The sequence below is a fragment of the Flammeovirga kamogawensis genome (assembly GCF_018736065.1).
In the GTDB taxonomy this organism is placed as follows: Bacteria; Bacteroidota; Bacteroidia; order Cytophagales; family Flammeovirgaceae; genus Flammeovirga; species Flammeovirga kamogawensis.
The window spans coordinates 3,060,001-3,075,000 of the sequence record NZ_CP076128.1 but is presented as its reverse complement, the minus strand read 5'-3'; the positions used below and the strand labels follow the sequence as shown (position 1 = coordinate 3,075,000).

The following is a 15,000-nucleotide window of genomic DNA, read 5'->3' as shown; positions in this document are numbered from 1 at the left end:
GGAAGCAGCTATTCATTCAAAGAGTGCGTAACAGCTCACTGGTCGAGCGACAGAGCATCGATAATGATCGGGCATAAATTATCCACCGAAGACATGGATTTGTGCGTAAGCACGAGTGGTAGGGGAGCATTCTGACAGGGTTGAAGCAGCATGGTGATGTGTTGTGGACTTGTTAGAAAAGCAAATGTAGGCATAAGTAACGATAAGGCAGGTGAGAAACCTGCCCGCCGATAGACCAAGGTTTCCTGGGCGACGCTAATCGTCCCAGGGTTAGCCGGGACCTAAGGGGATTGCCGAAGGGCATACTCGATGGATATCAGGTCAAAATTCCTGAGCATCCGATAATACTGATGGAGTGACGGAGTGATGCAGTATCTGCGTGCTGACGGAATAGCACGTTGAATAGTGTACCTATAGGGACTATAGTTAAATGCGTAGTCCTTGGGGAAACTAGACAGTACATAGCGACTACGGTCAATGTGATAACGATACGAAACGCTTCCGAGAAAACCTTCTAAGATTATATTATTGGATCCCGTACCCCAAACCGACACAGGTGGTTAGGATGAGTAATCCGAGGCGCTCGAGTGATTCATGGCTAAGGAACTAGGCAAATTAGCCCCGTAACTTCGGGAGAAGGGGCGCCTACTTACTTTGTAAGAGGCCGCAGCGAAGAAGTCCAGGCGACTGTTTAACAAAAACACATGGCTATGCGAACTCGAAAGATTCAGTATATAGCCTGACACCTGCCCGGTGCTGGAAGGTTAAGAGGGGGAGTTAGTTTTAGGACGAAGCTCTGAATTGAAGCCCCAGTAAACGGCGGCCGTAACTATAACGGTCCTAAGGTAGCGAAATTCCTTGTCGGGTAAGTTCCGACCTGCACGAATGGTGCAACGATCTGGACGCTGTCTCGGCCATGAGCTCGGTGAAATTGAAGTAGCGGTGAAGATGCCGCTTACCCGCAACGGGACGAAAAGACCCCATGAACCTTTACTGCAACTTAACGTTGGCCGTTGGCCAGGAATGTGTAGGATAGGCGGGAGACTATGAAGGAGTGTCGCCAGGCATTTTGGAGTCATTGTTGAAATACCGCCCTTTCCTGTTTGACGGTCTAACGAGTGTATACTCGGACATTGTTTGGTGGGTAGTTTGACTGGGGTGGTCGCCTCCAAAAGAGTAACGGAGGCTTTCCAAGGTTCCCTCACGACGGTCGGCAATCGTCGGAAGAGCGCAATGGCATAAGGGAGCCTGACTGCGAGAGAGACATTTCGAACAGGCACGAAAGTGGGACATAGTGATCCGGTGGTACCGCATGGAAGGGCCATCGCTCAAAGGATAAAAGGTACTCTGGGGATAACAGGCTGATCTCCCCCAAGAGCTCATATCGACGGGGAGGTTTGGCACCTCGATGTCGGCTCGTCACGTCCTGGGGCTGGAGAAGGTCCCAAGGGTTGGGCTGTTCGCCCATTAAAGTGGCACGCGAGCTGGGTTCAGAACGTCGTGAGACAGTTCGGTCTCTATCTGTTGCGGGCGTAGGAAATTTGAGAGGCTCTGACTTTAGTACGAGAGGACCGAGTTGGACACACCTCTGGCGTACCGGTTGTTCCGCCAGGAGCATCGCCGGGTACCTATGTGTGGAGCGGATAAGCGCTGAAAGCATCTAAGCGCGAAACCCACCTCGAGATGAGATTTCCATATAAGGGTTGTTATAGATGATGACGTTGATAGGCTTCAAGTGTACGTGTAGAGATACATTCAGCTGAGAAGTACTAATCGCCCAATAGCTTTTCTTTTACGGTTAGCACTCTAGTAATAGAGTGCTAGCAAAGTTTTTCCTTTTCACTGTCAAATAACTGATTTATATTAGTTATTTTGCATTAGTGATTAGATTCGATAATCAAAGACATTAAGATATTGATGGTGTCAATGACGTGGGTGTTCACCTCTTTCCATTCCGAACAGAGCAGTTAAGCCCCACAGTGCTGATGGTACTGGGTTAACCCCCGGGAGAGTAGGTCGACGCCACATTCATTATATATAGAAGGTTAGTTAACACATGATGTTGACTAACCTTTTTTTGTGTTCAAATTTTTATAATTCGACTATAGAACTAGAATTCTATAATAGGGTTCTGTCTTAATACTTAATAATTTTATTGTATTAAGATGATATAATTAAGTTATTACATTAAGTAATAGCTTTCATTTACTTTCTAACCATTATAATACTAATTAAATAAAATTACTATATGGAAATGTTTGAAAATTTCTGTGCAAGTTTTAGTGCTTTTGCATGGGGAACACCACTTCTAATCTTACTCTTAGGAGGAGGTTTATTTTTCATGATTTATTCGAGGTTCTTACCTTTTAGATACCTAAAACATGCAATAGATGTATTGAGAGGTAAGTACGATGATAATGCAGCAGAAGGTGATATAGACCATTATGAAGCACTATCAGGAGCAATTGCAGCAACTGTTGGTATGGGAAATATTAGCGGCGTTGCTGTAGCTTTAGTAATGGGTGGACCAGGAGCTTTATTTTGGATGTGGATGAGTGCTTTACTAGGTATGGCAACAAAGTTTTTTACATGTACCTTAGCTGTGATGTACAGAGGTCATGACTCTCATGGTCATGCAGAAGGTGGACCTATGTATTATATAGAAGAAGGACTTGGAAAAAAATGGAAACCTTTAGCTGTATTTTTTGCTGCTGCAGGTTTATTGGGGGTAACACCTATGTTTCAAGCAAATCAACTGACTGAAGTAATAAGAACTGTCGTTTTAAAAGATGTAATCCCTGTAACAGCTGATACCACAATGATTAATTTTATTATCGGGGTAGTTATTATGATTGTAGTTTCGATAGTAATATTTGGAGGTATTGAAAGAATTGGGAAAGTAGCGGGTAAATTAGTACCAGTAATGGTAGTTATTTATGTTGTTGCTGTACTTGGTATTATTGGTTTAAATATTGACAAATTACCTTCTATCATCTCAAGTATATTTACTGAGGCTTTTAATTTTGAGTCTGTTGCTGGTGGAGCTTTTGGAGCTGTAATAATTATTGGAGCTAAAAGAGCAGCATTTTCAAACGAAGCAGGGATTGGTACTGCGCCAATGATGCATGGTGCAGCAAAAACGGATGAACCAGTTAGAGAAGGCTTAGTAGCCATGATTGGGCCATTTATAGATACAATAGTAGTTTGTACAATGACGGCTTTAGCAATTATGGCATCTGGTGTTTATGATCCTAATGCGGTAAATGTTCAAGGAGTTATGTTAACAACTCAAGCTTTTTCTGCTGTTTATCCTACAATGGGACCAATTATTCTTTCTGTTTGTGTACTGTTTTTTGCATTAACAACATTATTCTCATTTTCATATTATGGCACAAAATGTTTAGGTTATTTAATAGGTGCAGATAAAAAGCATTACTTCAATTATTATTATGTAATACTAATTGTAGTAGGATCTGTAATCAAATTAGAAGCAATTATTAATTTAATTGATGGTGTTTATGCAACAATGGCAATTCCAACAATGATTGGAGCACTATTATTAGCACCAAAGGTTAGAGAAGCAGCTGTAGATTATTTCCATAGAATGGATTTGATAGATAAAAAATAGAAAGTTTTAATAAAATGAAAAAGGGTCCTATTCAAGTATAATTTGAGTAGGACCCTTTTCATTTTTAAACATAAAAAAAGGTTGAAATATTTAAATTTCAACCTTTTAGTGACCTCGCCAAGATTCAAACTTGGAACCTTCACAGCCGTAATGTGATGCTCTATTCAGTTGAGCTACGAAGCCATTTGGCTTTACAGGAAAAAGTTAGTGACCTCGCCAAGATTCAAACTTGGAACCTTCACAGCCGTAATGTGATGCTCTATTCAGTTGAGCTACGAAGCCATTTAGATATGCTTTTTCCTTTAAAGCGATGCAAAAGTATGATGAAAATTACTACGAAACAAATTTATTTCATCATAAATCAATAATAAAAGTCAATATCATATAATTATTGAGGTAATTCTTCTCCCATTGCTTGGTATATAGCAGATTGAATACCTTCTCTAATGTTTTCCTTAGCAAGTTTATTATTTCTTGCTGTAGGATAAACTCTATTAGAAAGAAAAATATAAACAATACTATTTGTTGGATCAACCCATGCACAAGTACCAGTAAAACCAGTATGTCCAAAAGTTGATTTTGGAGCAAGAGGTGAAGTGTTACCTTCATCTCCTTTTAATGGAGGTTTATCCCAACCCAAAGCTCTACGGTTTTTGAATCGTGTATATGGTTGTCTATTGAAGTTATTTAATGTGGTTTCATCAAAAAATTGGTGTTGCCCATAGGTACCTTTTTGAAGGTTCATTTGCATTAATATAGCTAAATCATGAGCGTTAGAAAATACACCTGCATGTCCAGCAACTCCTCCCATTAAATCAGCAGATGGATCATGAACTATTCCTTTTATTAAACATTGGCGATAGTTAATATCCATTTCAGTAGGGGGGATTCTATTAATATTGATTTTTTTTAAGGGTAAATATCCTAATGTTCTAGTTCCTAAAGGTTCATACAAATTCTTAGCTAAATACTTATCAATTGTAGTATGTGTTTCTTTCTCAACAACTCTTTGTAAAAAATAATATCCTAAATCACTATACCAATATCTATATACTGATTTTGTATAACGTCTTCTAGTAGAAATTGGAGAAGCAAGTAACCAGTCCCACATTGCATTTTTAATCGTATCTGATGCATATAAATCAGGGGTTACTTCCACCGTAAAACCTTTCTTTTTGTAGGGGCTAATGTAAGTAGAATTATATTCTTTTTTTTCTCTATCATAAACATGTCCCCAGAAATAATACCCTCCTTTTAATGGTGCAGTATGTGTAAGAAACTGAATTAATTTAATATCACCTTTATTAGTTGTATCTGTATTTGTTATATAATGATCAAGCGAATTATTTACATTAATAGAGTCTTGATAATCTAGCATCATAAGTGCTTGTGTTGTGGCAGCAACTTTAGTTACAGAGGCAATATCATAAACAGTTTGATTAGTAACAGGAGTTTCTTTTTCATAAGTAAAATAGCCATATGATTTTTCAAAAACTATCTTTCCATTTTTTGCTACAACAATTTGGCATCCAGGAGTAGCTTCAATATTAATTGCATGATTTGCAATACTATCAATAAGGTAATTTAGTTTATTACCATCTATTCCTACTTGGTTTGGTTGTCCATAGCCTAAACGACCAACGCTTTCTGTTTTTTCTCCTTTATTTACTGTGAAATTTGGTGTAATAGTAATAGGAAGTTTTCCATTCCCAGAAATACTTCCTGCAATTACTTGAGCAGATGCTTCTTGAGCATATTCATCTGTAGAATAATTAATAATTATATTCTGACTTTTATCAAGATATCTCAATCCATCAGGAGCACCATGAAGAACAACAATTACTTTAGTTTTATGTTGAAGCTGTTCAATAAATTGCTCAGTTGCATAACTAACTCCATACCGATGTTTTGAAGATTCTTGATGGCATACAATATTTACGATTACAATATCTTTTTCTTTACATGATTCAAATAATAAATTGACTTGACTTGTTGAAAAGCTTGGTTGTTCAATTCTATGGTAATCATAGTCTACAAACATTTTTAATGTGTTTCCAAAATTATCTTCATGTCCTTTTAGTCCAATACTTACCAATTGATAAGATGTTTTGTTTAAAGAGGGTAAGGGGATTATTGAATCAGTATTATTTAGTACTGTTACAGACTTTTCGTAGGTATCTGCTTTTATTGCTTTAAGATCTTCTTTAGGTGTATAATTAGTAATATAAGATTTCTTTTTAGCTTTTAATTCAAGAACTTTTCTAACATTCTTGTTAATCAATGTTGTATCAACCTTACCTTTTTTAATTCCTAATACAATACCTTTAATTACTTCATTATAATAAGCTGATAAAGCAATAACATCATGTCCATTTTGTAAAGCATGAATTACATTATCAACAGTTAAAGAGGCATTAACACCTAAAGCAAGATCACCAGAAGCAATAAGACCATTATAACTTAATGAATCCTTTAGGTGATCTGTAAATTCTTTTCTGAAAATTGGTGTCTCGAAGTCTTCTCTAGAAGCTTTAAGTATATCAATATTATCTTTAACAAGCTGTGAAAGTATATTTTTTACATTATCATCAATAATTTTATAATCAAAATCATATGATAATGTAGTTCCTGTTAAAATATTATTTTGATGAAGTCCTTTAATAGATGCATGATTATTTTTCAAAACATTAATGACATCGTCACCAAATCCATAACCATATTTACCTTTATCTTTTTTAATTGAAAGGCTATTCGAAAAATAAATATCTAAATTTAGTTTGTTATTTATTTTACCAATTTCTTGATAAATACTGAAAGTAAAAATATTACTATTAATTGCACTTAGATTGTAATTATCTGGAAGTAATGAAAAATTTGGATCTAAACAGTTGATACTTTTTTGTGAAGTAGAGCCAATTAGTACTGGTACTTTATTAGGTAGCTTATTTAGATTTGAAAAATATGTAAATGAGTTTTTGGAGCAATTTTGAGAGAAGATAACTCCGCCCAATTTATTCTCTCTACCTAAAGCCTTCAACTCACTATCATTCTTTTGAGGAATGGCAAAGATAATTTGTCCAATTCTTTGCTCTAAGGTTAATTTTGAAAAAAGACTATCAACATCAAAATCAGATGCAACAGTTTTAGTCGAAATTGAAGACACCCAGAAAGTGATTAATATAAAAGTTGAAAATATATTTTTTTTAAAGTACATCAGTTGATCTAATTACACACATTATGCCACGATTAAATAATCCTCAATCACTCAAATTGATTGTGTTATAAAATGGTTTATTACCGAAATTTAAATGATTAGATTCAAATTGTTTTTATTTTCAGTCAGATTATTTCTTTTAAATATTAATAGATACAAATAATACCCAATTTTTTAAACAATTTGCTATTCATTTTGTGTTATAGTTTTAGTATTTCAATGTGTTGCAGTTTAATCCATAAATTTATATTAAATTTGCAAACTCAAACTCATTAAAAAATTTTACAAAGTGGAAAGTACAACAGTTAAGTATAAAGTTAAAGATATTTCTTTAGCGGACTGGGGGAGAAAAGAAATTGAACTTGCTGAAGCAGAAATGCCTGGTTTAATGTCTCTTAGAGAGGAATTTGGAGCTTCTAAACCTTTAAAAGGTGCTAGAATTGCAGGTTGTCTTCATATGACAATTCAAACTGCTGTTCTTATTGAAACTCTTGTAGAATTAGGTGCAGAAGTTACTTGGTCATCATGTAACATCTTCTCTACACAAGATCAAGCAGCAGCAGCAATTGCAGCAGCAGGAGTTCCTGTTTATGCATGGAAAGGTCTAACAGACGAAGAATTCGACTGGTGTATTGAGCAAACTTTACACGGTTTTGAGGGTGGAAAACCTTTAAATATGATTCTTGATGATGGTGGTGATTTAACTAACATGGTATTTGATAAATACCCAGAGTTAGTAGCTGGTATCAAAGGATTATCTGAAGAAACAACAACAGGTGTTTTAAGATTACATGATCGTGAGAAAAATGGTACTCTTCCAATTCCTGCAATTAATATTAATGATTCAGTAACTAAATCTAAATTTGACAACAAATACGGTTGTCGTGAATCTTTAGTTGACGGTATTCGTCGTGCTACAGATGTTATGATTGCAGGTAAAGTTGCAGTTGTGGCTGGTTACGGTGATGTTGGTAAAGGTTCTGCTGCTTCTTTAAGTGGTGCTGGAGCTCGTGTTATTGTTACTGAAATTGATCCAATTTGTGCTTTACAAGCTGCAATGGATGGTTATGAAGTGAAAAAGATGGATGATGCTATCTTAGAAGCAGATATTGTAGTAACTACTACAGGTAACAAAGATATTGTTGTTGGTCGTCATTTCGAAAAAGTGAAAGACAAAGCAATTGTTTGTAATATCGGTCACTTTGATAATGAAATTGATATGGCATGGTTAAATAAAAACTATGGTTCTTCAAAAGTAAATATCAAACCTCAAGTTGATAAATATACTGTAGCTTCTGGTAATGATGTAATTATCTTAGCTGAAGGTCGTTTAGTGAACTTAGGTTGTGCTACTGGTCACCCATCATTTGTTATGTCTAATTCTTTTGCTAATCAAACATTAGCTCAATTAGAACTTTGGACAAATACTGGTGCTTATGAAAATAAAGTGTATATGCTTCCTAAACATTTAGATGAGAAGGTTGCAAGACTTCATTTAGCAAAAATTGGTGTGGAATTAGAAACATTATCAGAAGATCAAGCAAATTATATTGGTGTTGATGTTAATGGTCCATTCAAGGTAGAACATTATCGTTACTAATCAGTAACTGATTTATATAAATAGGCTAGTTCATTTATTTGAGCTAGCCTATTTTTTTATTCATCAATTTCATCAATCTTAAAATCTTTACCTTTTCCAAATTCATATAACTCACTTAGTTTACAAATTTCTAATGTATCTAAGGTTTTGATTAAAAAATCATCATTATTATCTATAGAAAGTGTTTTAAATTTAAACACTTCACCATAATTTACTAATTGATATGTACGACCAACACGCATCGTATTCTTACTTATAGACATATTTTTGAATATAAATGTTTAAAATATTGACAATGTTTAAATTTTAAACTAAATTTGTTTTACAAACAATCCAGTAAGATAGTTTGTCAGTTTTTATTTAATTATTCTACAAAGGTAAAGTTTAGATGTTATGTATTTTCTAAAAAATTCTTCAGAGTTATCAGTAACAGGTACAAACCTTTCGATTGGAGTAAAATTTCCAAGTAGTGTATATATGAGGTACAAAGGAAATATCTACTCCTTTATTATTAATCCAAAACTAGCAATTACAATAATTGTTTTGTTGTTGTTTGTTTTAATGACTCAGTTTTTTTCAGGTCCTTCAGAAAAAATCATTTACGTTCAGGCACCAATAGCTGTAAATTACAATGGTCAAGAACCAACTTTAGATGAGTTTATTGAAGATTTTGGAATTGAGATTGAAAATCCTGATGTTATTCAAACAGCAGTTGTGCCAGTAAAATCAGTTAATCATTTATCAAGTTATAGAGAAGAAAAATTAAATAATGTTTCTTCGTATATAGATCGATTTCAAATAGAAAGACAATTGATTGTTACTGAGTTTCTAATTAATAACAAAACAACTAGAGTAGATCAGCTGGAAGACGATCAGTTATTACTTCTTAATCAAAAAATAGGAGGGTTATTTCAGGAATTTATACTAGATCAAATGAATGCGCCTCCTCATGTATATTCTTTTTTTACATCATCTGTACCATTGAAAAAAATTGAAACAGCATTAATGGAGCAGGCTAGATATCATGTGCCAGCATCAATAACACTTGCTCAAGCAGCATTAGAAACTGGATATGGTAAAAGAGTTATTGGGAATAATTATTTTGGAGTAAAAGATAAATCAAAAAGAACAGTTCCAATTACAACTACAGAGTATTATACAAAAGAAGAGTATAAAAGAAATAAAGCAATTGTTGTATCATCAAAAAAAGTAAAGAAAGGCAATAGGGTGTTATATAAATGTACAGTGAGAGATTCTTTTGCTGAATATAAATCTCCATGGGAATCTTTTAGAGCACATTCATTATTTCTAAATAAACAAAAAAGATATGCTCCTTTATTTACACAAGGTAGAGATTATATTGCTTGGGCAAATATGATTGGATCTACAAAATATGGAGGTGTTGGTTATGCTACATCACCATTGTATGGAGAGTTATTAAGGAAAATAATAAAGAGGTATCATTTAGACCTTTTAGATTACTAAATTCATACCCCTCATTAATTATATCGTTTTGAAAACTATTTTCTCGGAACCCAGTAATTTTCATCAACACCTAATTCCTTGGCCATTTTTCTAGAGATTACAAATAGGTAATCAGAGAGTCTATTTAGATACCTAATTACTATAAAGTCAATGTTTTCTCCTTCATCAATCAATCCAATTGCTAATCGTTCAGCTCTTCGACATACTGTTCTTGCTAAATGAGCAAAAGAAACAGCAGTATGTCCGCCAGGAAGAATAAAATACTTTAAAGGAGAAAGTTCTCTGTCCATCTGGTCAATGGCCTGTTCTAGTAATTCAATATCTTGTTCAGTGATATCGGGTTTTTTTAGATGAGGTTTATCAGGGTCGGCAGCTAGTTCTGCTCCAATTGTAAATAAACGGTCTTGTATTTCTTTTAAAATATCAGACCGTTTATTATTTACAGATTGATCTCGTACTAGACCTATGTAAGAATTAAGTTCATCTATAGTGCCATAGGCTTCAATACGGTTATGAGTTTTAGATACTCTTTTACCTCCAAAAAGAGATGTTTCTCCTTTATCGCCTGTTTTTGTATATACTTTCATCTCACATTAAATTTTTGTGATATCCATGTTTTGTTCATCTCGTTCAACAAGACCGTCTCTTAATCGAATAATTCTATGTGCATAATTTGCAATATCTTCTTCATGAGTAACCATAATAATGGTATTCCCATTTTCGTGTAGCTTATTAAAGATATCCATAATCTCGTAAGAGGTTTTAGTATCTAATGCACCTGTAGGTTCATCTGCTAAAATAATACTTGGGTTATTTACTAATGCTCTTGCAATGGCAACTCTTTGTCTCTGACCTCCAGAAAGTTCATTTGGTTTATGAGAAACTCTAGTCCCTAAACCAACAGCATCTAAAGATTTTTGAGCTCGTTCTAATCTTTCTTCTTTTCCTATACCTGCATACACAAGTGGTAAGGCTACATTATCAAGAATTGTAGATCTTGGTAACAAATTGAAAGATTGGAATACAAATCCAATTTCTTTATTTCTAACAACAGCCAATTCATTTTCTGTCATATCACTTACATCTTGGTTATTTAACCAATATTGACCTTCACTTGGTGTATCTAAACAACCAATTATGTTCATCAGTGTAGATTTTCCAGAACCAGAAGGCCCCATAAATGCAACATATTCTCCTCTATCAATAGAGATACTTATGTGTTTTAGAGCTTTTATTACTTCTGTTCCCATTTGGTATATTCTTGATATACCTTCTGTAGTGATCACTTTATTTGACATGGATTTGTTAGTTTATTCCCAAGTTGATATTTCTTTTTGATATTCAATTTTCAATCTTGAATATAACTCATTTATTCTATTTGAAGCAGAAGATGCTAATAAATATTCAGCATCTAATCTACTCGATTCTGCATAATCTTTTAACCCTAGTTTAAAACAAACTCTGATATAATTTGCTGTTGCAATTTCAGAATAAGGATTTACTTTTAATAAATCACTTACTAATTGATAAGCCTCTTCTGTTTTTTCTTCTATTATTAATTTATTGCTATAAAATTTACCAAAAGCATCATTCCAAAAAAGAGATTCGATATCATCCATTTTTAAGAAATTTGTATTTTTATATATATCATTATATAATTTTCCTTCAGCAGAATTTATATCTAAAACTTTCAAAAGGTCATCATTGTTTAGAGAAGGCAGGTCCAATAAATAGGTTGTGTTTAATATTAAGGATGCAAGCTCATTATTTATTGTAAAAGAAGTTTCTATTTCTTTTACCAATGCAATAGCTTTATCTGTTTCCTTATTGGAAATATAATTTTGTAAAAGAAGTTCCAATAATTCAATTTGATTTTCTTCGGAGGATATTTTTAATATATGCTGAAAAAGATCCTGTACTGACTTACTCTTGTGATTGAATACAATATAGTTTACATAGTCTGCTGCTGTGAAATCTCTAATTTTATCATTATCTAAATAGTATTTGATGACAGATGGATTTTCAATCATATTTAATTTAAATACATTTTCCCATATTTTCTTTCCTTCCTCTTTTGATTTTAACTGACTAGCAACAAGAGCAAGCGGATAAATTGCACTTGTTTGTCCAGTTTTGAAGGCTGTATTGAGATGTTCATATGCTAATTCAAACTTATTGTTTTGAAATGCATTGAGACCTAATAAGAAATCATAATATCCATTTGTTTGTCCATATTTATTTGATAATTCATCGAAGTTACTCCAGCTAGAATAGAATTTTTTTGAATTTAAATTATTTAGAGCGGAGGCAAATAACAGCTGTTGCTTGTATTCTGAGTTGTCATAATTATTTAAATATTTAGAAATATATTTATCAATATCGTTGTTTTCATTTCTAAATGTGGTATTGATAGTATAATTATAGATATAGCTTACTTGGTCTCCATTTAAGATTGAATCGTTTAAATATTCAGGAATAAAATGTTTATTTCCTCCAACAGTATTAGAATTTAAATATGCTAATTGATTTACTGCTTCACTTACTTTAGTAGAACTAGTTAATTCATTTAAATGTCCTTCTAATTCTGTAATGTCTGTTTTTGATAGTGTTGCAATACCTAAAAAATTACTTGATAAAATATTACTTTCTTCACCAGATATTTTTTGTCCCTTATCTAAATAATATAGAGCACTATCTATTTCGTTTATTTCATAAAATGACAAAGCAAGGTTATTATAAATTTCTTTATCACTTGGGAATTTTTGAAGCCCTTTCTGAAGAATAAGAATTGCTTCGAGTAAATTCTTATCATTAATTTGTAATTGAGCAGCTTTAATAAAAGCTTGAGAAGAAGAAGTTTCTTTAGAAGACTTATCAAATCTAAGAAATGCAGTTGAGTACTTTTTATTTTGTTCAGCAATACTTCCTAGCATATAATTACCCTTAAAATTCCAACTATTATACATGTTAGAAAAATTATATCTTTCTTCGGCTAAATAAGCGTTGTCTTGTAAAAGTTCAACATCTCCTAATCCATTATAGTACGCTACCCAAGAATTTCTATAAACGTTGAAATTGTTTATGTAAAAGAGGCCTATTGATAATAATAAGCCAACACCCCAAGTAGATAAAAAATCAATATTTTGAGGCTTGAAAGCAACTTTATATGCGGGTAAATTCTTTTTTAATACATCGTAAAAATTATAAGAGATATAAATTACTGATACAAAACCAAAACCTATAAATAATATAAGTATAGATTGATCCATTACATGTGTAAATGATGTATCAAATATGGCAAGATGAAAACAGTAAGTAGCAGTTGCGATAATACTTCCTCCAAGGTAGACCCAATAAATAATTTGAGATTCTCTAATTGCAATGTTAAATAGATCTTCTTGTTGTTTTATGATATACAAACCAACAATTGTAGCAATTACAAAAAGTATAGAAGGAGGTAGATAATATAAATCCCAATTTATAGAATGGAATTCTACTAAATAAGCATAAACTAAATTTAAAGAATAGATAATATAAAAAACATAAAAATGTTTTATGCTATCTCCATTGCTTCCTCCTGTATTCTTGAAACTAGTTAAGAAAAGTATTCCAAAAGGTATTGCAGTAGAAATAAATACAAGAAACATTAAACTTAATATGGTTAGACTACCAAAACTGTAACTAACACTCTCAGCAATCCAATATTCTGTGTTACCGAAAAATGAAACAATAAGACTAATAATCCCTCCAATAATTAAATAACACAAAAACCTGTAAGTGAAATTGATTTCATTTTTTATATGGAAGAAATAGCTTACAATTATATAGATTAATAAAACTACTCCAGTAAATGCTTTATCATGAATTGATGATAAAATTTGAAAGTTTTCTAAGTGTAATGTTCCAATTAATAATGCAAATATTCCAAATAAAACTGCATGCCATATTCTTGTAAGTCCACTTATACTTCCTAAAAAGATAGAAAATCCAATTAACAAGGCAAGACCATAAAGCGTATAAATTTCTGTAGGGAATATAATGTTATTACCAACGTAATTTTCGAATACTAAAAATGAATCTACTTGTATAGAAAATATCGTTTGCCACTTTTCGAAATCAAAAAGTGGAGTTTTTATGGTATCTACATATCCATTAATTCCCCATCCAAGACGTTCGGATAATCCTTCTATTTTTAATGTTAAGAGTATTAATATATTTGATATTAAAGCAGTTATACTTGTGTATTTTACTATCCTCTCCTTATTCAATGAATGGTTTTCCATTTATTTGTTTTTTAGTTATCCTCAAAAATACAAATAAATCAAAATGTTACTATTTAGAAGAGTAAAATAAGTTAAGCACTGCAATCGGTTTCGCTTTTTATTAGTTTTTTACCATATTTGTAAACACTAAGTTTTATACTAACGATAAAACGATTTGCAGATGTAAATGCTGTGCTATACTTGTACTAACATTATTAATTTCAAAAATATATAACCTTGGAAACAATAGAAATGTCAATAACAACAAAGTTTTTACCAGAGGATATTGCGTTAATGGAACGTAAAGGAATCAATATTGAAACTGTAGAAAAACAATTAAACTACTTCAAGAAAGGATTTGAATATGCCAATATTATAAGACCTGCTACAATTGGAGATGGAATAATTAAATTATCTGATGAAGAAATAAATGATTTTGTTGATAAATACGATGAGTCAATTAAAGGAAATTCTTTAGTTAAATTTGTTCCTGCATCAGGTGCAGCAACACGTATGTTTAAGGCTTTACTCGAATTTAAGAATGATTTAGAGGCTAAAGATACTTTTGCAGAACCCGACCTTGAGAAAAGTAAAGGTCTAGTTGCAGACTTTTTTAATAATATCATTCATTTTCCATTATACACAGAAATTTACTCTGAGGTAGCTCAGAAATTAGGAAATTTAGATGTACTTGTCGCTAATAAAGAATATAAAAGCATTTTAGAAGCAACGTTCTCAAGTGATAGATTACATCTAGCAAATAGGCCTAAAGGTTTAATCGGATTCCATAAATACAATGGTGAAGTTCGTA

Annotated in this window: 9 protein-coding genes, 2 tRNA genes and 2 rRNA genes (2 of these 13 cut by a window edge); 6 read left to right on the top strand and 7 right to left on the bottom strand. The window is 32.6% G+C overall.

What is annotated here, in order from left to right; genetic code table 11:
• From KM029_RS12355 to KM029_RS12345, 3 genes are all read left to right on the top strand, one after another.
• Window positions 1-1,793 (top strand): 23S ribosomal RNA (locus KM029_RS12355) (it extends 1,084 nt beyond the left edge of the window).
• A 123-nt stretch (window positions 1,794-1,916) separates the two neighbouring features.
• Window positions 1,917-2,028, top strand: a 5S ribosomal RNA gene (gene rrf / locus KM029_RS12350).
• A 220-nt stretch (window positions 2,029-2,248) separates the two neighbouring features.
• Complete coding sequence (locus KM029_RS12345; RefSeq protein WP_144073565.1) at window positions 2,249-3,628, top strand: alanine/glycine:cation symporter family protein; 1,380 nt, start codon at window positions 2,249-2,251, stop codon at window positions 3,626-3,628.
• 109 nt (window positions 3,629-3,737) lie between these two features.
• Here the strand turns inward: KM029_RS12345 and KM029_RS12340 are convergent.
• The 3 genes from KM029_RS12340 to KM029_RS12330 all read right to left on the bottom strand — a co-directional run bounded on the left by KM029_RS12340 (window position 3,738) and on the right by KM029_RS12330 (window position 6,791).
• Window positions 3,738-3,811 (bottom strand) — tRNA-Arg (locus KM029_RS12340).
• A 25-nt stretch (window positions 3,812-3,836) separates the two neighbouring features.
• Window positions 3,837-3,910 (bottom strand) — tRNA-Arg (locus KM029_RS12335).
• 106 nt (window positions 3,911-4,016) lie between these two features.
• Entirely contained in the window at window positions 4,017-6,791 is a 2,775-nt protein-coding gene (locus KM029_RS12330; RefSeq protein WP_158631043.1) for a serine hydrolase, read from the bottom strand.
• 340 nt (window positions 6,792-7,131) lie between these two features.
• Between KM029_RS12330 and ahcY the strand changes: the two genes are divergently transcribed.
• Window positions 7,132-8,442 (top strand): adenosylhomocysteinase, encoded by a 1,311-nt coding sequence (gene ahcY / locus KM029_RS12325; protein WP_144073563.1) that lies wholly within the window; start codon window positions 7,132-7,134, stop codon window positions 8,440-8,442.
• A gap of 56 nt (window positions 8,443-8,498) precedes the next feature.
• Here the strand turns inward: ahcY and KM029_RS12320 are convergent, their stop codons facing one another.
• Entirely contained in the window at window positions 8,499-8,705 is a 207-nt protein-coding gene (locus KM029_RS12320; RefSeq protein WP_144073562.1) for a hypothetical protein, read from the bottom strand.
• 130 nt (window positions 8,706-8,835) lie between these two features.
• On the opposite strand from KM029_RS12320, the gene KM029_RS12315 reads away from it, so the two are divergent.
• A complete protein-coding gene (locus tag KM029_RS12315) occupies window positions 8,836-9,927 on the top strand; it encodes a glycoside hydrolase family 73 protein (RefSeq protein ID WP_144073561.1) in 1,092 nt (363 codons plus the stop codon).
• 35 nt (window positions 9,928-9,962) lie between these two features.
• Here the strand turns inward: KM029_RS12315 and KM029_RS12310 are convergent, their stop codons facing one another.
• Genes KM029_RS12310 through KM029_RS12300 form a run of 3 tightly spaced genes read right to left on the bottom strand, consistent with a single transcriptional unit; the run spans window position 9,963 to window position 14,210 of the window.
• Window positions 9,963-10,514, bottom strand: a complete 552-nt coding sequence (locus KM029_RS12310; RefSeq protein WP_144073560.1) for a cob(I)yrinic acid a,c-diamide adenosyltransferase — start codon at window positions 10,512-10,514, stop codon at window positions 9,963-9,965.
• 6 nt (window positions 10,515-10,520) lie between these two features.
• Window positions 10,521-11,225, bottom strand: a complete 705-nt coding sequence (locus KM029_RS12305) for an ABC transporter ATP-binding protein (protein ID WP_144073559.1) — start codon at window positions 11,223-11,225, stop codon at window positions 10,521-10,523.
• A gap of 12 nt (window positions 11,226-11,237) precedes the next feature.
• Window positions 11,238-14,210 (bottom strand): tetratricopeptide repeat protein, encoded by a 2,973-nt coding sequence (locus KM029_RS12300; protein WP_144073558.1) that lies wholly within the window; start codon window positions 14,208-14,210, stop codon window positions 11,238-11,240.
• Between the two features lie 216 nt (window positions 14,211-14,426).
• On the opposite strand from KM029_RS12300, the gene KM029_RS12295 reads away from it, so the two are divergent.
• Window positions 14,427-15,000 carry the start of a DUF4301 family protein gene (locus tag KM029_RS12295; protein ID WP_240050296.1) on the top strand. It continues 1,001 nt past the right edge of the window, so 574 of the gene's 1,575 nt are visible here — the first part of the coding sequence; the start codon lies at window positions 14,427-14,429; the stop codon falls past the right edge of the window.